Annotated in this window: 15 protein-coding genes; 4 read left to right on the top strand and 11 right to left on the bottom strand. The window is 36.1% G+C overall.

Annotated elements, in window-relative coordinates; genetic code table 11:
* Window positions 1-149 precede the first annotated feature (149 nt).
* The 3 genes from B0X80_RS17850 to B0X80_RS17860 are packed head-to-tail and all read right to left on the bottom strand — an operon-like array spanning window position 150 to window position 1,515.
* Entirely contained in the window at window positions 150-572 is a 423-nt protein-coding gene (locus B0X80_RS17850; protein WP_139345348.1) for a DoxX family protein, read from the bottom strand.
* On the bottom strand, window positions 573-965 hold the full coding sequence (locus B0X80_RS17855) for a hypothetical protein (RefSeq protein ID WP_077342768.1): 393 nt from the start codon (window positions 963-965) through the stop codon (window positions 573-575).
* Between the two features lie 13 nt (window positions 966-978).
* Window positions 979-1,515 (bottom strand): peroxiredoxin-like family protein, encoded by a 537-nt coding sequence (locus B0X80_RS17860; protein WP_077342770.1) that lies wholly within the window; start codon window positions 1,513-1,515, stop codon window positions 979-981.
* Between the two features lie 71 nt (window positions 1,516-1,586).
* On the opposite strand from B0X80_RS17860, the gene B0X80_RS17865 reads away from it, so the two are divergent.
* A complete protein-coding gene (locus B0X80_RS17865; protein WP_217697166.1) occupies window positions 1,587-2,207 on the top strand; it encodes a TetR/AcrR family transcriptional regulator in 621 nt (206 codons plus the stop codon).
* A gap of 136 nt (window positions 2,208-2,343) precedes the next feature.
* On the opposite strand, the gene pdsO is transcribed toward B0X80_RS17865, so the two are convergent.
* Window positions 2,344-3,162 (bottom strand): sortase-associated OmpA-like protein PdsO, encoded by an 819-nt coding sequence (pdsO, locus tag B0X80_RS17870; protein WP_077342772.1) that lies wholly within the window; start codon window positions 3,160-3,162, stop codon window positions 2,344-2,346.
* A gap of 232 nt (window positions 3,163-3,394) precedes the next feature.
* Between pdsO and pdsR the strand changes: the two genes are divergently transcribed.
* Both pdsR and pdsS read left to right on the top strand, forming a co-directional pair.
* Window positions 3,395-4,120, top strand: coding sequence for a proteobacterial dedicated sortase system response regulator (gene pdsR, locus B0X80_RS17875; RefSeq protein WP_077342774.1), 726 nt, complete (start codon window positions 3,395-3,397; stop codon window positions 4,118-4,120).
* 81 nt (window positions 4,121-4,201) lie between these two features.
* Window positions 4,202-6,451, top strand: a complete 2,250-nt coding sequence (gene pdsS, locus B0X80_RS17880; protein WP_077342776.1) for a proteobacterial dedicated sortase system histidine kinase — start codon at window positions 4,202-4,204, stop codon at window positions 6,449-6,451.
* Window positions 6,452-6,460: 9 nt separating this feature from the next.
* Here the strand turns inward: pdsS and queE are convergent, their stop codons facing one another.
* On the bottom strand, window positions 6,461-7,138 hold the full coding sequence (queE, locus tag B0X80_RS17885; RefSeq protein ID WP_077342778.1) for a 7-carboxy-7-deazaguanine synthase QueE: 678 nt from the start codon (window positions 7,136-7,138) through the stop codon (window positions 6,461-6,463).
* Between the two features lie 119 nt (window positions 7,139-7,257).
* Here queE and queC point away from each other — a divergent pair, with 119 nt between their 5' ends.
* The gene (gene queC, locus B0X80_RS17890; protein ID WP_077342861.1) at window positions 7,258-7,917 is read left to right on the top strand and encodes a 7-cyano-7-deazaguanine synthase QueC; all 660 of its coding nucleotides are present in this window, start codon (window positions 7,258-7,260) and stop codon (window positions 7,915-7,917) included.
* A gap of 453 nt (window positions 7,918-8,370) precedes the next feature.
* On the opposite strand, the gene B0X80_RS17895 is transcribed toward queC, so the two are convergent.
* The 6 genes from B0X80_RS17895 to B0X80_RS17920 all read right to left on the bottom strand — a co-directional run bounded on the left by B0X80_RS17895 (window position 8,371) and on the right by B0X80_RS17920 (window position 20,147).
* Window positions 8,371-8,757, bottom strand: coding sequence for an RNA-binding S4 domain-containing protein (locus tag B0X80_RS17895; RefSeq protein ID WP_077342780.1), 387 nt, complete (start codon window positions 8,755-8,757; stop codon window positions 8,371-8,373).
* A 170-nt stretch (window positions 8,758-8,927) separates the two neighbouring features.
* Entirely contained in the window at window positions 8,928-9,938 is a 1,011-nt protein-coding gene (pyrD, locus tag B0X80_RS17900; protein ID WP_077342782.1) for a quinone-dependent dihydroorotate dehydrogenase, read from the bottom strand.
* 209 nt (window positions 9,939-10,147) lie between these two features.
* Window positions 10,148-14,989 (bottom strand): NAD-glutamate dehydrogenase, encoded by a 4,842-nt coding sequence (locus B0X80_RS17905; RefSeq protein ID WP_077342784.1) that lies wholly within the window; start codon window positions 14,987-14,989, stop codon window positions 10,148-10,150.
* Window positions 14,990-15,297: 308 nt separating this feature from the next.
* Window positions 15,298-17,652 (bottom strand): efflux RND transporter permease subunit, encoded by a 2,355-nt coding sequence (locus B0X80_RS17910; protein ID WP_077342786.1) that lies wholly within the window; start codon window positions 17,650-17,652, stop codon window positions 15,298-15,300.
* A gap of 2 nt (window positions 17,653-17,654) precedes the next feature.
* Window positions 17,655-18,680, bottom strand: coding sequence for a WD40/YVTN/BNR-like repeat-containing protein (locus B0X80_RS17915; protein WP_077342788.1), 1,026 nt, complete (start codon window positions 18,678-18,680; stop codon window positions 17,655-17,657).
* A gap of 90 nt (window positions 18,681-18,770) precedes the next feature.
* The gene (locus B0X80_RS17920; RefSeq protein WP_077342790.1) at window positions 18,771-20,147 is read right to left on the bottom strand and encodes a DUF1329 domain-containing protein; all 1,377 of its coding nucleotides are present in this window, start codon (window positions 20,145-20,147) and stop codon (window positions 18,771-18,773) included.

The following is a 20,147-nucleotide window of genomic DNA, read 5'->3' on the forward strand; positions in this document are numbered from 1 at the left end:
TCATAAAGCTATGACTATAAAGGTAAAGCGCATAATTGGGTTGAGTTAAATAGTAATATATAACAATATATTTTCGTGATTACTTTAAAATAAAAGGAAGCTTTAGTTTACTTCCTTTGCACATATTAAAATGGTGTTGAGTCAATAATTTAATTAGTCCATCTACCAAATAAATTTCTTTGTGGGCGACCACGTACTTTATTACCCAGTAAATATGAAACAGGAATTACGATCATACCCACTAACGCGTGACCAAAAAAATCACCGTAAATAATATGTCCAACTAACGCCATTGCCATATTGATAAAATAGGCGGCATAAGCCATATCACGCAAATCGTTATATCGATGAGTAACAATAATTAAAATTGTTGCTATTTTTAAATAGGCTAATGGATAAACCAAATAAGTGGGATAACCAAACGCAGTAAAGTAGCCCGCTTGAGTGTCATGAATAATATGATACGAAGCAGCTGCCCACGTTAATAAAAATAAAACAATACCAGTACTTACCCAGTACAAAATTTTGGTTAGTATATGAGGTTTATATTCTGTTGTTCCAGTTGTCATCATTTATTCCTCAGCGTGTACAAATATAACTTCGCGCATAACTTGCCAAGCGTTATTTTCTTTTACTAAATCAATACTCAAAGTAATTTTTTGCTCTTCAGCCATTAACTTAACTTTACGTGAAATGAGTACATGAGCATTTTTGTCATCGGCATCAATTCGGTGAAATTCAGCCCAGGTATTTAATGCTGGTTCTTTGTTATCTCGCTTGCTTTGAAATAAACCTTTAAACATCGCTTTATCTGCAATAGACGTAGCACCAGAAGGATCGAGCATAATAACCTGTAAATCGTTATGATAAATTCTTTCAAGGGCATCTATATCAAAGCTAGTTCCAGCTTGGATCAGATCATTAATTAATTGTTTTACGTCTGCTGCATGGGTATTGGTTGTCATAATAAAATGCCTACTAATAAGTTAACGTACCGCGAATAGGATATTGATTTTCAGGATTTCGAATAAAACCTAATCCTCTGATCACTGACATTAATTCAGGTCTTAGGAATGGCGCATTCGAAATATCAATTAACTGAATTTCCTTCGATGAGTTAATAACAAACAAACCAGGTTCAGCGAAAGGACGATCAGTTTCGGCCTCAGACCTTGGGTTTGAAATATATAAACCAAGTGTTTGCATTTGCTCGATAGATAAATCGTAACCTATCTCAAAATTTGGCTTAACTTCATTTATTTGAATTAACGCTTTTTCTTTTGGATCGGCCGACATAGCGACAACATCGACACCTAATTCATTAAATTTAGGCAGTAACTCATTTAATGTTGATAAATACTGTGTACATAACGGGCAATGTTTACCACGATATACAACCACTAAAAGCCAATCACAATCGCCTTTTGGATTTAAAAAATCTAATTTTCCGCCGTCTAATTTATCAACCGATAACGCTGGAAATTTCTGTCCTGCACTTAATTTTTTACTTGTCATTTTATTTCTCTCTTGAGTTTTGTAATGAACACTATAATAATAGACAAATAATTTTAGTCAAGAGTTTTGTAATGAACGATACAAAAATAAAAAAAATGGGCCGCCCTTTAAAATTTAACAAAGACCAAGCCCTAGCCTCAGCTATAAATGTTTTTTGGAGCAAAGGTTACGAAGGCAGCTCAATGAAAGATTTAACAACCGCTATGGGAATTAATGCTCCAAGTTTATATGCAACCTTTGGCGATAAACACCAGCTGTACTTGCAAGCAATAGACAGCTACACCTCAAAAGACGACTGTGGTCCTATTGTTGCTTTTGAAAGCGAAAGTAATATAAAAGAAGCGATTAAGTCATTTTTTAAAACAGCCCTTGAATATGCCACTACCAATGAAGATGGTATTCAAGGTTGTTTTTTAAGTACCTGTGTTTCAACAAGCGCCGGCTCTATTGAAGGCGTTCAAGAACGCTTAAAGCAAGCCATTAAAGAAACTGATATCCGTTTAGCTGCTCGCTTTGAAGAAGAAATGAGCAAAGGAAATTTACCCAAAAATTTTCCTTCGTTAAAACGTGCACAGCTGATGTTTGATTTAAGGCAAGGTTATTTACTTAGAGCAAGAGCTGGCATAAGTATTGATGAAATGAATAAAGATTTTGAAGACAAAGCAGAAATGGTTTTAGGCTTTTGTAAATAAAAATGCTAGCTGATAAATATCAGCTAGCATTTAAATTAGCAATTAATGGATGTTTCTATTCAAAAAATCTGGAGTCACCTCCTTAGAATAATTTATATTCTGTAATACATTGAATAACATAACTTAAAATAGAGGACTAAAAGTTTTGTGCTGTTTGCCCTTCGTCAGTTTGATGTAACTTAATAACCACCCTACGGTCGTAAAAACTAATTTCTTTATCGGTACTAGCGACTACAGGTTCGCTTTCACCTAGTGCAAATATTTGAATGCGATCGCTTTCTACCCCGTCATTTATTAAGGCATTTTTAACCGCATTTACTCGTGCTAACGACAATGCCTGGTTTAACGCTTCGTCACCTTGTAAGTCGGTATAACCTGACAAGTCGATAGATAAATCAGGCGACTGCGCTAACATTTTAGCTAGCGAGCTAATTTGTTGTTGGTAATGGGCTTTAATTTCGCTTGATCCCGTTGAAAATTGCAGGCTCATTAATAAGTTTTCTGCTTGCAATTGAGCCGATTTTTTATAGTTACTTTCTAACGATAACAGCTCTGCTTGGTATGATTGCTCTGTTGCTTGTAAGGCTTTTTGATGTTGTGCAATTACGTGATCAATATTCTGTTGTTTACTGGCTAGCGTAACCTCTAAATCTTCAATAGAGTTTTCTGCATTGACGTTTTTTGCGATAAGTGTACCAACAAAACCTGCAACTATTGCGCCTATTGGCCCTGCAACTACAGCACCAACAAGCGCACCAGATCCAAATCCTATTTCTACATTAGTATCTGCTTGCTGTGCCTTTTCTTGTTCTGTTGCTACTTTATATTCCTCATTAAAGGCATAGCTCGGTGTTGCCATTAATGAACCGATAACCAATAAACCAATAACTGATTTTTTAGTTACTGAGTGAGGAGTTACGTGGTTTGAGTGTGTAGTTGTGTTAAAAGTTTTCATATTGTTTTCCTTTAGTGGTTGTTTGTTTAATTGCTTAACTCTTTGTTGGTAACTATTAAACAAAACAAGTCGGACGAAATACCGACGCAAAAAAGGAAAATCGACGAACAAATGTGGCAACAATATGGCAATATCAATAAAAGCGCGAAGTTAGGGAAATAATTAGATATATTTACCTCATTGAAGAGTGCAGCTTGGCTTAAAGAGCTAAAACAGAAAGGTAAAAGAATAAATGAGTAAACGCATAGCGATAGTAGAAGATGAAGCAGCCATAAGAGAAAACTATGCTGATGTTCTACGCAGCCAAGGATATCAGGTACAAACCTATGTAGATCGCGAAAGTGCCACACAAGCGTTTTCTTTACGCTTACCCCATTTAGTTATTTTAGATATTGGCTTAGAAGAAGAATACGACGGCGGTTTTATTTTGTGTCAATGGTTACGCACCCTTTCAACCACTTTACCTATTATATTTTTAACGGCTCGCGATAACGATTTTGATACCGTATCTGGCTTACGTATTGGCGCTGACGATTACTTAACAAAAGATATTAGCCTACCTCATTTAAGCGCAAGAATATCAGCTTTGTTTCGCAGACAAGATGCTATGAATCAACCACAACAAGAAGATCATTTAATTAGCGTAGGATCGATGACAATAGACAGCCAACGCATGAGTGTTAAATGGAAGGAGCAATTAATCGACCTGACCATTACCGAATTTTGGATGGTTTATGCACTTGCTAAACACCCAGGTCATGTAAAAAACAGAACCCAGCTCATGCAAGATTCTAATATTTTTGTTGATGACAGTACCATTACCTCGCACATCAAACGTATTCGTAAAAAATTTATCAAAACAGACGACACATTCGATTACATTGAAACCGTTTACGGTATGGGTTATCGCTGGAATGAAGATACACAAAACAGCATGAGTTCAGCAAGCCATGCTTAATATCACGCTATCAAGTACAAGCTTAATAAAAAGTATGTTGATAAAAGTATCATTTCAACAATCAGGTCGTAAACTGTAACTATGCCCGTTAAAAATAAGTCGTTCTTCAGATTTGGTTTACGTATTAAGTTACTTTTACTGTCGTCTTTTCTATTCAGCCTGCCTTGGTTTGGTTATCAATACGTGTGGGAAATGGAAAAGTACCTACGCTACGGTCAAGAGCAAACTATTGTAGGTACAGCACGAGCTTTAGCCACTGCGCTGCATGAGCGCCCTAACCTTTTTAATAACCAAGCAAGTTTTCTTCCTAATGTTGAAAAAGGAAAAGATCTTTACAGCTATAAATTAACCACCGCTATTCAATTAGACGGTCTACCAATCGACTGGCCTTTATTTAACTCGCGCGCCCATTACTACGGTGAAAAAAATCAGCTCAGCAAATCAACCTCAGCAGAAAACTCACTACACTTTAACGCCAGCGTAGGCCAGTACGATAAGTATTTATACATGATGTTTACTGTGGTGGATAACCAACTGATTTATCGCCATAAAAATGCGCGTGGTATTTTTAAAAACGATCATTTAGAAATTGGACTTGTTGATCCACAAAATCACTTTAATCGTTTTATTATCAGCAATAAAAAAGCTGGTTGGTTAGATGCATATAAGGTTGAAACACCGATTATTGAAACAGACCCTTTTACACAAACCAATCCAACTAATCCCCAAAAACAAATAATCACCGTGGCTCCTAAAATTCAAGGCCATTGGTTAGAAACACCTCAAGGTTATAATGTAGAACTACGTATTCCTATGGATATTGTTGGCGATAATATTGCTTTTGCTTTTCATGATGTAGATACAGAGTTTGCTGATGAACTCGCCAGTGTTGGCTCTGCAAATCCAAGTACCGCGCAAACTTTAGGTACGGTTTTAGTACCCTCACCTGAAATTGAACGTATTGTAAAAGGCATGAGCTACACTAACTCAAGTGTTTGGGTGGTCGACCAACATCAACGCGTATTAGCCAAGGCAGGAAATTTAAAACAAGCCAGTGGTGTATGGAATAAAAGAACAACAAGTCATTCAACTTCTAGCAATTCAAACGATTCAATGATCACCTCATTATGGAACACCATTGAGCAAAACTGGTTATTGCCGTTATATTATAAATTTTTAACTAAGCCACCTAAAGACTTTATCGACGAGCTTTACGATGCTCAACACTTAACAGGTAAACACATAAAAAGTGCGTTACAAGGTAATGCGCATTCACAATGGCGTTTAACCACAGACCAACAAGCCGTCGTTCTTTCAGCCGCTTATCCTATTTATATTAATAACCAAGTACATGGCGCCGTTATTGTTGAAGAAACCACAAATGGTATTAGAACCTTAAGAAACCGCGCCTTAGAAAAACTTTTCACCTCAATTATTGCCATTATGCTATTAGGGGCAACCAGCTTCTTTTTGTTTGCTTCGCGTATATCTAACCGCATTAGAACCCTACGGAACCAAGCAGAATCAAGCATTGATGAAAACGGACGTATCAATAACCAGCTTGTTGCTTCAACCGCTAACGATGAAATTGGCGACTTATCGCGTAGTTTTTCAACCGCAGTGAATCGATTGAGCCAATATAATCATTACCTTGAAGGTATGTCGTCGCGTTTATCTCACGAACTTAGAACGCCTATTGCGGTAGTTAGAACCTCTCTTGAAAACCTCACTATGCAGCAATTACCTGATAGCACAGCTCCTTACATAGAACGTGCACAAACAGGCATAAACACCCTTAATTTAATACTCACCAATATGAGTGAAGCCACCAACTTAGAGCAAATGTTAGAAACCACAGAGCGTGTACCTTTTAACTTACAACAAGTGTTATTTGGCTGTGTGCAAGGTTATAAACAAATTTACACAGAGGTAAAGTTTTCATTAACGGGCTTAAATGAAGAAAATGCTCGTAGCAAAGCACCCAATATAGAAGGTTCACCTGAACATATCGCTCAGTTGCTCGATAAAGTATTTGCTAACGCGGTAGAATTTAGTAACGACAATAAGGTTAGCATTAGCTTACAAGAAACATCGTCAACCTTTATTATTCACATAAGTAACAACGGTAAACACTTGCCTGAATTAATGAAAGATAGATTATTTGATTCTATGGTATCGATGCGCGACACTAAACGCCAAGCACAGCCCCATTTAGGTTTAGGGCTTTATATTGCGAGGCTTATTGTGGAATTTCATCAAGGTAGTATTAGTGCGAACGATCATCACAATCCATCAGGCGTTACTTTAAGTATTACCCTTAATAAGATTTAGGTATTAGCGCTATTCAATTCCAATATATTTATGTACTTGAATAGACAAACGCCAATTATTTTTAATACAGGTTTCAATGGCTAATTCAGTCGCGCGTTGCTTTTGACTAATAGGCTGTAAATAAATTGGCGTGTTAGTGACTTCATGCTCGGCAAGTAGTTTTTGAAGCTCGTCAACATGATGTTCAGTGGCTACAGGGTGCTTTATTTCGTTAGCACGATCTAACGCTGAACGTAAAATTTTATAACCGCCTTTCATATTAATTTTAGGCGACACCGTAACCCAGCACTTATCGGTAACTCTCACTTCAAACGTACCTGACGTTTCTATTTGTGTACTATAACCAAGTGCCTCAAAGCCTGCACATAAAGGAGTTAGGTCAACCATGCAAGGTTCGCCACCCGTAATAACAATATGTTTAGCTTGGTAACCTTGTTTTTTTACCCAATCAAGTATTTGTTCAACCGACATATTCGCCCATTGGGTAGATTCTTCACGCTTACTTGCCATTATTTCAGTAGACACTGAATCATCAAGATTAATGTCCCATGTATGTTTAGTATCACACCATGAACAGGCTACAGGACAGCCCTGTAAACGAATAAATATAGAAGGTTGTCCGGTAAAAGACCCTTCGCCTTGAATGGTTTCGAAGAACTCATTAATTTTATAGCAAGTTGTTTTCACTTTTGTGCTTTAGCCTGTGTTGATTTTCTAGTAAAATGCGCGCTTTTATTATTATAACCCGAACTCTTGTTAATCATTTAACGAGAATTGCGGGTATTGTACCTCAAGAGACATTACAAATGGCTAACAAAGTTGTTGTTATTTATTCAGGCGGCATGGATTCGTTCACCGTACTTAATCGCGCTATCAAAGATGGAAAAGAAGTGTATGCCCTCTCTTTCGATTACGGACAACGCCACGTTAAAGAGCTTGAATGCGCAAGCCAAGTTTGTAATGAACTAGGCGTTCAGCATAAAGTAATAGATATTTCAGCCATCAACCAATTATTAGCGGGTTCATCGTTAACTGATGATATTGATATTCCTGAAGGTCATTACGAAGCTGAAAACATGAAGTCGACTATTGTGCCTAACCGCAATATGATTTTACTTTCATTAGCGGTTGGGTATGCCGTTTCAGTAGGCGCTGAACAAGTCTATTACGGTGCACATTCTGGCGACCATGCAATATACCCAGATTGTAGACCTGAGTTTGTAATGAAAATGAACGATGTTTGCCAAATTGCCAACTACGAAGCCGTTGAAATATTTAGCCCGTACTTAAACGTAGATAAAACTGCAATTTTAGCTGACGGTATTAGCATGAACCTCGACTACAGTAATACATGGACCTGCTATAACGGCCGTGAAAAAGCCTGTGGAAAATGTGGTGCTTGCCAAGAACGTTTAGAGGCATTTGAAGAAAATAACGTAACCGACCCAATTGCATACGAAGGTTAGTTATCCATTGAATTCATATACTATTGCGGTCATTTTTGATCGAATAAATAATCTAACTTGGATATAAATATTACAGAAGTTAGTTATTCGTTTTTATTTAGGCCAACAAATCGCTAACAAGTGACATTTGTTTTATCAAAAACATATTGACCATAAATATGCTGAAAAATTGAGCGACAACATTTTATCGACATTTTGGTGAATACAAAACAATAGTGTATTACTCAACTTACAACAGTGATATTACTTATTTTTCAGCGCATCTTCGCTATAACGAGGATGCTAAGCCGCAATAAAATCAAAACTATAGGTAATTGTTCAAACTTAATTTCTATTAAATTTGAGTCAGTATCACTCGTGAAGGCAAAAAGGCGATTGAATCCGTCGTTTCTAAATACTTAACGCTATCTTTCTCACTTTCCTTTTTACAAGCCTATCAATCTACCGAAATTTCTAGAGACCTTTAGGTTCTGTAACTTTCGCTTTTTTGCGTGCGTCCAACGGTTTAGCGACCGTTCCTGAAGCAATAACTCGTGCTTTACTTTTAGCTATTCTTTTCTTTTTTGCGCTTACATTTGCTGATGCTATTTTACTAATAACTTCTGCTGGTTTTTTAGTTGGATTAAAGGCAAGTTTAATAGATTTTCCGTTAAGTTCAATAACATCGCCACGGCGAACTTTTTTACGCTTTTGATCGACTACTTTCTTATTTACTAAAACATTGCCTTCGCTGATCATAGTTTTTGCTTCGCCAGCGCTTTCAGCCATGTTAGAGATTTTAAGTAATTTAAATAGTTCTATCGGTTCAACACAAATGTCGAAAATTGAATGTGCAGACATAAGATACGCCTAGTGATTTTAAATAATAATATGGTTAAATTCTAACATGTATTGAATCAAACTTATATTAAGCATAACTAACAATTAATATTAGATAGATAGTTACAAAAAAACTCCATTACGGAGTTTTTTATTTCAATAACAATAATTAATTAACTAAATAATGCAAACTAAAGCGCGGTAACTACATCTTTAATTAAGTCTGGGCCTTGGTAAATAAAACCGGTGTAAACTTGCACTAGTTTAGCGCCAGCTTCTATTTTTTCTTTCGCGTCAGCACCGTTTGAAATACCACCAACACCAATAATCGGTAATTTATTGTCTAACGCTTTAGCTAATAATTTAATCACTTGCGTGCTTTTCTCTTTAACTGGCGCACCACTTAAACCGCCCATTTCTTCGCCATGTTCTAGGCCTTCAACACCTTCACGTGAGAGTGTTGTATTAGTCGCTATAACGCCATCAATGTTATTGGCAATCAAACATTCTGCGATTGATTCTACTTCTGGTTCTGTTAAATCAGGTGCAATTTTTACCGCTATAGGTACGTATTTTCCGTATTTTTCAGCTAAGGTTGTTTGTTCCGCCTTAAGCGCAGAAAGTAATTCGTTTAAGGCATCGCCGTATTGTAAAGAACGTAAACCTGGGGTGTTAGGTGACGATATGTTAATAGTGATATAAGAGGCAAAATTATACACTTTTTGCATACAGTGAATGTAATCGTCTTTCGCATTTTCTTCTGGTGTGTCTTTGTTTTTACCTATGTTAATACCTAAAACACCTTTAAATTGTGCTTTACGTACTTGGCCTACTAAGTAATCGACTCCTTTGTTATTAAAGCCCATACGGTTAATAACAGCGTTTGCTTGGGGTATTCTAAAAATACGAGGTTTGTCGTTACCCGGTTGTGGACGAGGTGTTACTGTGCCCACTTCTACAAAACCAAAGCCCATTGCGCCAAAAGCAGGAATACATTCGCCGTTTTTGTCTAACCCAGCAGCTAAACCAATAGGATTAGGAAAATCGATCCCCATAACCGTTACAGGCTTTGATGGTACGTTTTGACAATATAAAGCTCTTAGAGGCGTGGTTCCTGTATTTTTTAATGCTTTTATGGTCATTTCATGAATGGTTTCAGCATCAAACTTAAAAAACACTTTACGAATAGCAGAATAAAACATAACACCTCAGAGCGAATAAATAGATAAGTAAACGAGGGGTTCCTTTGTGAAAATAAAAATCCCCGCACAATTGGCGGGGATTTTATCAGTTAAAGATTCACCATTAAAGACTACTTTCTATTTAATAACGATTCATACCAAACGCATTAATGAATTGACCTATTTTATATGAAAAAAAATCATCAACAGGTTATTACAATTGGTATTATCTACTTATCAGGATCACACTTTAAGCTGAGTAGCATTAATTCGCGTAAAGCTACTGAGAACTTGGCAAACTCGTGAGTTTCACCAATTCTAAACTCAGCTAATATATGATTCCAACGCTCTAATGACTGTTGGTTTTCTTCAAACCAGTTGTCTAGTAAAACCTTAGTTTCTTTTGTTTTAGTATCCGTACGTAAAATAACGCTAGCAAGAGAACGTTGTTGCCAATCTAACTCTTCTCGATACGATGATCTTGCTAATGCTTGCCAATGGTTAGCAACTGGCTGGCGTGTTATTTGATCTAAGAACCAATGTAACTCTAATCGAGCTCCTAATTCAAAATACGTACTTGCTACAACACTTACGTTTCTATCACCTTCTGAGGTTAACTCTGCGATATCCATAGCTGAGAAAATAGAACTCAGTTTAGCAACATAACTTGCCACATCTTCAGGTACGTTAGCTTTTACTAAATCGTTTTCAATACGCTTTAATTGCTCTACTTCATCGTCAACCATGTAATTGTGTATATTATTACTCAGATCAATAAAAGTTGAACGGTAAATGTTAATTGAATCTGCTACATTTAATGATTTGTTACGATGACGTAAAAACCATCGTGTCGCTCTTCTTACTGTTCGGCGTATTTGAAATAGCATTTCCGTTTGAACAGCAGTAGATATTTTATTATCTAAGTCTTCAATTTTTTCCCATACTTCAGCCATACCAAATACATTACTTGCTACGGTGTAACAATTCGCTATTTCAGCAACTGTTGCTCCTGTTTCTTCAAACATGCGATTAACAAAGTTAAACCCCATGTAGTTTCCCATAGCATTAGCAAGCTGCGTTGCGATTATTTCAGCACGCAGCGGATGGTTTTGCATTTCAACTAAATATTTTTGCTGTAATTTTTTAGGGAAATACTCAACCAAGAACTTATCGTAATATGAGTTTCCTGTAATTTCTGGGCAAACTAGGTCGTCTTTTAATACCATTTTATTGTAGGCAAGTAATACGGATAACTCAGGTCGAGTGAGTCCATTACCTTTGATCAAACGATCGGCTATTTCATCATCATTAGGAATAAATTCTAATGCGCGATCAAGCTTACCTGTTCGTTCAAGCTCACTGATAAAACGAGACTGCTCTTTTAACTGACTTCCCCCTCGCATAGCAGTAATAGAAAGCGAATGAGTTTGGCGGTAGCAGTCTTCTAATACTTTTTCAGATACATCGTCTGTCATATCGTAAAGTAATTTATTACGTTGCTTAACAGTTAAATCACCATTTTGCACAAGACTATTCAGTAAAATTTTGATATTTACTTCTTTGTCTGAACAGTCAACACCACCTGCGTTATCAATCGCATCTGTATTAATTCGTCCACCATTAGCGGCAAATTCAATTCGTCCTAGCTGTGTAAAACCTAAGTTACCCCCCTCGCCTACTACTTTAGCTTGTAGTTCGTTACCATTTATACGTAAGGCATCATTTGCTCTATCACCAACTTCTAGATGTGATTCTTTTGATGATTTAACGTAGGTACCTATGCCACCATTCCATAACAAATCAACTTGCATTTTTAATATGGCTTGCATTAATTCTAGTGGCGACATGTTTTGCTTTTGTGTGCCCAACATTTTTTTAATTTGTGGGGTTAATTTTAAAGATTTAGCAGAACGGCTATAAATTTCACCTCCGTCAGAAAGTAACTTTTTATTGTAATCGTCCCATGTACAACCCGGTAAATTAAATAAACGTTCGCGTTCTTTATAAGAGCTTGCTGCATCAGGTGTGGGGTCAACAAATATGTGCATATGGTTAAATGCGGCTTGCAAGCGAGTATGTTTAGATAAAAGCATACCGTTACCAAATACATCACCCGCCATGTCGCCTATAGCAATACATGTAAAATCAGTGGTTTGGCAATCTATATCCATTTCTCTGAAATGACGTTTAACAGATTCCCAACCACCTTTAGCGGTAATCCCCATACCTTTATGGTCGTAACCTACACTACCACCTGAAGCAAACGCGTCGCCCATCCAGAAGTTATATTCTTCTGAAATACCGTTAGCAATATCTGAGAATGTTGCAGTGCCTTTGTCTGCAGCTACAACTAAATAAGGGTCATCTTCATCAAGTCTTACAACACTTTTGGGTGGTATAATTTCTCCACCAACAATATTGTCGGTAATATCTAATAAAGCGCGGATAAATGTTTTATAACATTCTTTTCCTGCTTCAAATATTTCTGCTCTTGTTCCTTCTGGTAGCTGTTTACAAACAAAGCCACCTTTAGCACCTACGGGCACAATAACGGTATTTTTAACTTGTTGTGCTTTAACTAAACCTAATACTTCAGTTCTGAAATCTTCACGTCTGTCTGACCAACGTAAACCACCACGAGCAACTTTACCGCCACGTAAATGAACACCTTCAACTTGCGGTGAATAAACAAATATTTCAAACTTAGGTACAGGTTGTGGTATTTCGCTAATTAACTTAGGTAAAATTTTGAATGAGATATAAGGTTTATCTTCATTATTCGCATCTTTTTGAAAGTAGTTAGTACGTATAGTCGCACTCATCATTTCTACAACTTTACGAATAATTCTGTCGTCGTCTAAGTTAGCCACTTTATCTAAAGAGGTTTCAATGTCTTCTTCAGTTTTATTGATTGCTTTTTCTGACGATTTACCTTGTGGATCAAATTTCAAATTAAATAATTTAATCAGTAGCTTGGCGATATTAGGGTAACGAGAGAAGGTATCTTCAATATAACTTTGACTAAAAGTACCACCAATTTGACGTTCATACTTTGCATACGCCCTTAAAATTGAAACTTCTCGCCCACCTAATTCCGCACCTAAAATTAATCGGTTGAAACCGTCATCTTCAAGCTTACCTGACCATACTTTAGCAAAAGCGTCTTGGAATAAACTTTGTACTTTTTCTAAGTTAAATTTACCTTTACCGGTAAGTAACATTGAAAAATCAAGTATCCAGTAAGTTTCACCGCCAGCTGTTTTAATTGAATAAGGACTTTCACCAATAACGCGTAAACCAAAGTTTTCTAAAATAGGTAAAACGTCAGATAAATGAATAGGTTCACCTAGGTGAAATAACTTCAACTTAACTAAACGGCTATCAGCACTTTCTTCTTGCGGCTGATAAAACAACATTTCTAAATTATGCTCTGGCGTAAGAGATTCAAACTTTTCAATATCAACTAAAGCAGAACCTGGTAAGACTTCATCTTTGTATGCTTGTGGGAAGTGAACATACTTTCTAGAAAGTGTTTTGCCTAACGCTTCACCTTTATTAGAGTTTAACGCTGTAGCTAATTTATCGTCCCAACTAGAAGCCGCTTCATTTAAATTACGTTCAATTTCTTTCACATCAATATCCGCTTTAGTTGAATTAACCCTAACAATATAATGCGTACGCGCTTGAGCTGATTCTGAAAAATAAGTGGTAAACTCTACATCTTCTTCGCTACCAAAGGTTTCTTTTAATAACGCTTGAGTTTGTATTCTAAGTTTAGTGTTATAACGCTCTCTTGGTACATAAACCATACATGAATAAAAACGGTCAAAGGTATCTCTGCGAACGAATAGCCCAGTATAATCACGCTCTTGCATTTGAAAAACACCCAACACATTGTTAAGTAATGTTGAGGTAGTCGATTGTAATATTTCATCTCTAGGGTAAGTTTCTAAAATATTAATCAAAGCTTTGTATGCATGTGTACCTTGTGCGAATCCTGAAGATTCACAAACACTGGCCACTTTAGATTTAATAAGTGGTAAATCAAGCGCGCTGTTGGTGTAATAAGCTGAACCAAATAAACCAATAAAACGATCTTCGCCTAGCACATTACCTTTGGTATCAAAACGTTTAACACCAATATAATCAAGTAAAGCAGGACGGTGAACACGCGAGCGTGAATTAGATTTAGTTAAAACTAAAATGTTATTACCTAAAGCGACTTCTCTAGCCACTTCACTTAACTTAGAGAGTAACCTTTCTTCAGTCCCTTTAGATTGCTTCATTAACCCTAAACTTGTTTCGTTTTGAGCAGATAAAGCAATATCTCCTTTGATACTTTTAATATCATACGAGCGATATCCCATGAAGGTGAAGTTATCGTCTAATATCCAATTTAAAAACTCTAAAGTATCAGTGTGTTCTTCTTTGCTACAAAAATATTTAGATTTTTTAATGGTAGTTATTGTTTCATTCAACTTTTCTTTCATGGTTTGCCAATCAGTAACGGTTAATGAGATATCACTAACCACTGAATGTAATTCTTGAACCACACTATCAAGTAAGTTTTGTTCTGTAATACGGTCGATTTCAATAAAAAAAGCAGTTTCTGTTGAGGTAGCTTTAATTTTTTTATCCGATGTTGCTGATAATTCAATAATTTTATTATTACTGTCACGTACAATTTTTATTGGGCTATTTAACATTAAGTGCGGTGTTAACCCTAATCTCCCCAAGGCTATTCTTAGAGAGTCCACCAAAAATGGCATATCTTTAACGACCACCTCAATCACAGTATGGCTTGATTTCCAACCATGCTTTGATACCTGCGGATTAAAGACTTTAATAACAGGTTGGTTAATTTTGTGATCATTAAGCGAATTCCATAAGCTTAATGTTGCACCGTACATATCACTGTCATTGCGATTATTTAAATCGAGTGTTGATATGTTTCCATACAGTAGCGTTGAAAATTGCTCTACTAGTGGTGCAATAGATTTAGGGACTTTAAGGTGTATTAATTCTGTAACGTTGTTAAGTATTACGGAAGGTAAACCGTTTACTAATGCCATGCCTTGTTCCTTTTGGATAAAACACTTTATTGAATGTTGAAGTAATAGTTGTATTTTTATTAACGATTATAAAGAATCGTTTTTTATACCCATCTTTAATGATAGACGGTAATTAGGATTTTATTAGTAATTTTAAGCAATTGCGAGGGATTTTTATTTACATGAAAGGTTTACAAGTGAGTTACAAGGCTAAATATTCATAGGAAATGTTGTTTATTCACTTCCTATAAATAGAAAATGACCTTACGGTCATTTTCATGGTTAATTATTCATAATAAAATAATTAAAAATAATTAAAATTTATTTGATTATTTTTTGTCTTTCCAAAGAAAAGCAGCAATAGCAGGTAAAATAACCACCGCTGCGAACATATTAACCAAAAACATAAAGGTTAATACAATCCCCATATCCACTTGAAATTTAAGATCTGAGAATAACCATGTTGAAACACCAATAGCTAATGTTATACCGGTAATAATAACAGCGCTTCCTCTTTCCGTTAATGCAGCATGATAAGCCGCTTTAACCGTAGCTCCATTTTTAAGCTTTTCGTTCATGGTAGAAAGTATATATATGCCATAGTCCACACCAATACCAACCCCTAAAGCAATAACAGGTAGTGTAGATACTGTTAAACCTATATCTAATGCGGTCATTAACCATTGCGCTAATATAGAAACGATATATAAAGGCACCACAACAGATATTGTTGCTTTGATGCTTCTAAAGCTAAGTAAACATAAAATAATAACGGCGCCATACACATACAACATCATAGGTAACTGAGCTTCTTTAACCGCCTCATTTGTTGCTGCCATTACACCAACAGGACCCGAAGCTAAATTAAAGGTTAACTCTTCGTTATTAAGTTCACTTGCATTAAGTTTTACGGCATCGACTACTCGATTAATAGTTTCGGCTTTATGGTCGTCTAAAAATAAGATAACCGGCATAGCACTACAGTTATTATTAAGTAAACCACTTGAAGAAGGAACACGTGCAATTGATTGAACAAGTGTTTGTTGATTTTTAGAAAGCACACGCCATTTAGCATTACCTTCGTTATAACCCGCATTCACGATTTTTGCGACCGATGCTAAACTAATTGCCGATTGTACTCCTGGAACATTCTCCATACGCCATTGAAACTGATCAATAACATTCATTATTTTATATTGTGTACACGCATCAGGTGTTGTTTCAACAATAACAGACATGTAATCAACACTAATAGCATAACGGTTAGTGATTAAGAAAGTGTCTTGGTTATAACGAGATGTTTCATGTAAAGCTGGAGCCCCCGCATGCAACTCCCCTATTTTCATATTTTGAGAATTAATATAACCAAAAATAAACAAAAAGGAGGTAAATATTAAGATAAAAGAAGCGGGCCCTTTTGTTGCAAAATTTGCGATAAAGTCCCAAATTGTTTTTTTGCTAGTGTCTTGAACACCATAGTTTTTGGGTGAGCTTTTTACTTTTTTCTCTACCGTTGGAGAAATACGAATAAGTGATACTAGTAAAGGTAACAAAACTAAATTCGTTAAAATAATCATAGCTACGCCTAACGAAGCAGCAATAGCTAGCTCTCTAATAATACCAATATCGATGGAAAGCAAAGTTAAAAAGCCGACGGTATCAGACAACAATGCAATACCACCAGGAATAAGCAATGCAGCAAAACTTATTTGCGCTGCTTCAAGGCTTGTTTTCCCTTTTGATACAAGTTTCTTAACTGAGTTAATCATTTGAACGCCATGACTAACACCAATAGCAAAGATCAGAAACGGGATCAAAATAGACATAGGATCTAGGCCGTAACCTAATGTAGATAACATACCCATTTGCCAAACAACGGCAACAAATGAACAGGCAATAGGCAGTATGGTTAATTTTACTGAACGACAAAAGAAATAAACCATAATCGCCGTAATAGCTATTGCTATACCAAAAAAGGTTACAACGCTTTTAGCTCCGTTGGCTACGTCTCCTACCATTTTAGCAAAACCTATAATATGAATACTTATATTATTTTTTTCGAATTTTGCTCGTATTTGAGTTTCTAATTGTTCTGCGATACTAATAGAATCAAGCTTTTCACCAGTTTCTGGATTCACTTCCATTAAAGAAGCATTTACCATGGCGCAACTGTAATCGTCTGAAACTATTCGACCGACAATACCTGCTTTTTCAATATTTCCTTTTACAATATTTAAGCCCGCTTTATTAGCCGTAAAATTAGCAGGAATAACTGGCCCGCCAGCAAAGCCGTCTTCAACAATTTCAACAAATCGAGTACTTGGTGAAAATAACGATTTAACTTGAGTTCTATCTATACCTGGAATAAAAAATAATTGGTCGTGAACCCCTTTTAAGGTATTAAAAAAAGATTCATTAAAAATATCGCCTTCTGAATCACATACTGAAATTAAAATATTATTAGCACCACCAAAATTTTCTTGATGCTTTAAATACGTTTTCATGTAGGAATGTTGTAGGGGAATGTTTTTAGTAAATGATGCGTCTAATTTTATTTGGCTTGCTTGGTATAATAAAAACGCCGTAATAACAGCAAACAAAAAAAGTACGAATGAACGCATTTTAAATAAAACGTTTTGTGTACTTTTAGATGAATGATTATTTGATGAAGAGTTAATAGCCATAATTAATAATTAAACCCTGAAGAATTCATAAAAATGTTTTTAATTCCAACATCTGAAACCGCAACAATTCTATTATTAAACCAAACGCCCGCAATTAATGACTTACCATCAGGCTGCATTTTCAATACAAAAGAATGCCCATCGTCATGACTTTCTAGAATAACGCCGTTGTTACCTAGAATAAAAATACGTCCTTCATCTGACAGCACAATTGAGTTAAGCAAAGAAGTGGTATCTGTTTTACTTTCTTGCCAAGGCGTACCATTTTTTAAACTTCTAAACACATGACCACGTAAACCAGCTACGACTAAATTACCTTCATGGGTTCTTGATAAATCAAAAAATGAACCGCGGTATATTTCATCAAACTTGGTCCATGTCAGTCCTAAGTCATTACTTTTGGCAATTAAACCAATTTCACCTACTAAGTATGTTGTTCTACCGTCAGATATTATTCGATTAAAGTGAGGTAATATACTTTCTCTTTCATCAAAGTACGCCTCTTCATCATCTACTTTTAATTCATCTAAAAAAGCTTTGTCTTCTTCTAATAAAAATTCTTCATGAAATTCTGATAGCCATGTTTTACCCCCATCTATGGTTCGAAGAAATTGGCCGTAAGCACCAACAGCAACACCATGAAAAGGGTCTTTAAAAACAATGTCTAATAGTGGTTTTTGGAGTGAGGGATTGGAATATTGAAGGTGCCAATTATTACCGCCATTGGTTGTTTTTAAAATAGTAGAATTATGTCCTACAGCCCACCCAACAAGGTTATTGATAAAAAATACACTTGTTAACGTTTCTTGAGTAGGAACACTGACTTGCTGCCAGTTATTACCATCTACAGAAAGTAGCACGTGACCCCTTTCACCAACCGCCACTAATTTTTTTTGCTGTATACTTGTTATATCAAGTAATAAGGATTTTTCAGCTAAAGGGGCGAGCATTGAAGATGTTATAGCATCATTTGCATTAACAGCCCCCCCTAAAAAACACCCCAAACAAACGATCAAAATACGTAACATAAAAAATTAAAACTCCAAATTATTTAATTCAATATTTTATCCAAACAAAAACGGCTGACATGAGTCAGCCGTTTCATCACTAAATTAAGATTAACGACGTCCTTCTCTTCTTAATGCTGAAGGAGTAAATGATGAATCACTCAATTCAGTTGAAAAGTCATACATTTTAGCTTCGTTATCTAATCCCATAGCGATATAACGACGAGATTGTAAATCATGAAACACTTCCAGCGTAGACCATTGTGTAGGAACTTCATAGTAATTTAATCCGTGAGCAACACCTACTCTATACAGCTCATCACGATTATCATAAATATCAGTTACGGCTACTTGCCAGCTATCTTCATCAATGTAAAACACACGTTTTTTATAAGTATGTCGGGTATCTGATTTCAGTTTTGCTTCAACGACCCAAACACGATGTTTTTCATAACGTACATATTGTGGATTAATATGACCCGGTTGTAAAATTTGTTCGTACTTTAAATCATTGCTATGTAAGCGATAATCGTTGTATGGAATATATAATTCTTGTTTTCCTTTTAGCTCCCATGTATATCGATCAGGTGCGCCATTGTACATATCAAAATCATCGGTGGTTCTTAAACCATCTGATGCGGTACCTGGTGTATCGTAAGCCACATTAGGCGCACGACGAACACGACGTTGCCCGGTGTTATATGTCCACGCCTGACGCGGTGTTTTTATTTGGTCCATAGTTTCATGTACAAGCAATGCGGTACCCGCTAAACGTGCTGGCTCGGTAACTTTTTGTTTAAACTTAAATAAAATGTTAGTTTCTTGTAATGTTTCTGGCTTAGCACCTTGTACGTTATATGGAAGTATTAAACTTTCTTCAAAACCTAAATAAGTATAGTCGCCACTTGCTGTAGGCGCTGCTTGCCCGCCTTCTCGAGTAACCTGCTCACCACGATAGCGTAATATATGATTCCATATAACTTCTAAACCGGTTTTTGGTAAAGGAAAAGGAATGCCTACAGAAGCTTGAACAATACCATTACCTTCTTCTACGAGTTCAGAACGAGTCGCATTGCTTTTAATCGCATCGTATACATGTGATGGGAACGATGCTGAGCGTCTAGTTTGATATACGTTCATTTTGTATGTGTCAGGATATGTCTCAAATAATTTAACTTGCCCTGGCGTAAGATTATTCTTGTAGTCACTTAAATTACTTGATGTGATAGTGAATAATGTTTTGTCATCTGCGAAAGGGTCAATATGATGCTGACCAACAACATATCCTTTAGGCGCTTGTGTGATCCCACCTTCCCATTCAGGGATTGAACCATCAGCATTTGCTTTTTGTTCAGCTCCCATAGGGGTTAGTTCTTTACCTAATTTATTCGCTTCTTCAGGTGTCACTTTTGCAGCTACATAACCACTTGTTAGCAGTAAAGAAATAGTAATTGATAGTAATTTTGATGTTTTTGTAATTTTTTTCAT

It is taken from the genome of Pseudocolwellia agarivorans (assembly GCF_002000085.1).
In the GTDB taxonomy this organism is placed as follows: domain Bacteria; phylum Pseudomonadota; class Gammaproteobacteria; order Enterobacterales; family Alteromonadaceae; genus Pseudocolwellia; species Pseudocolwellia agarivorans.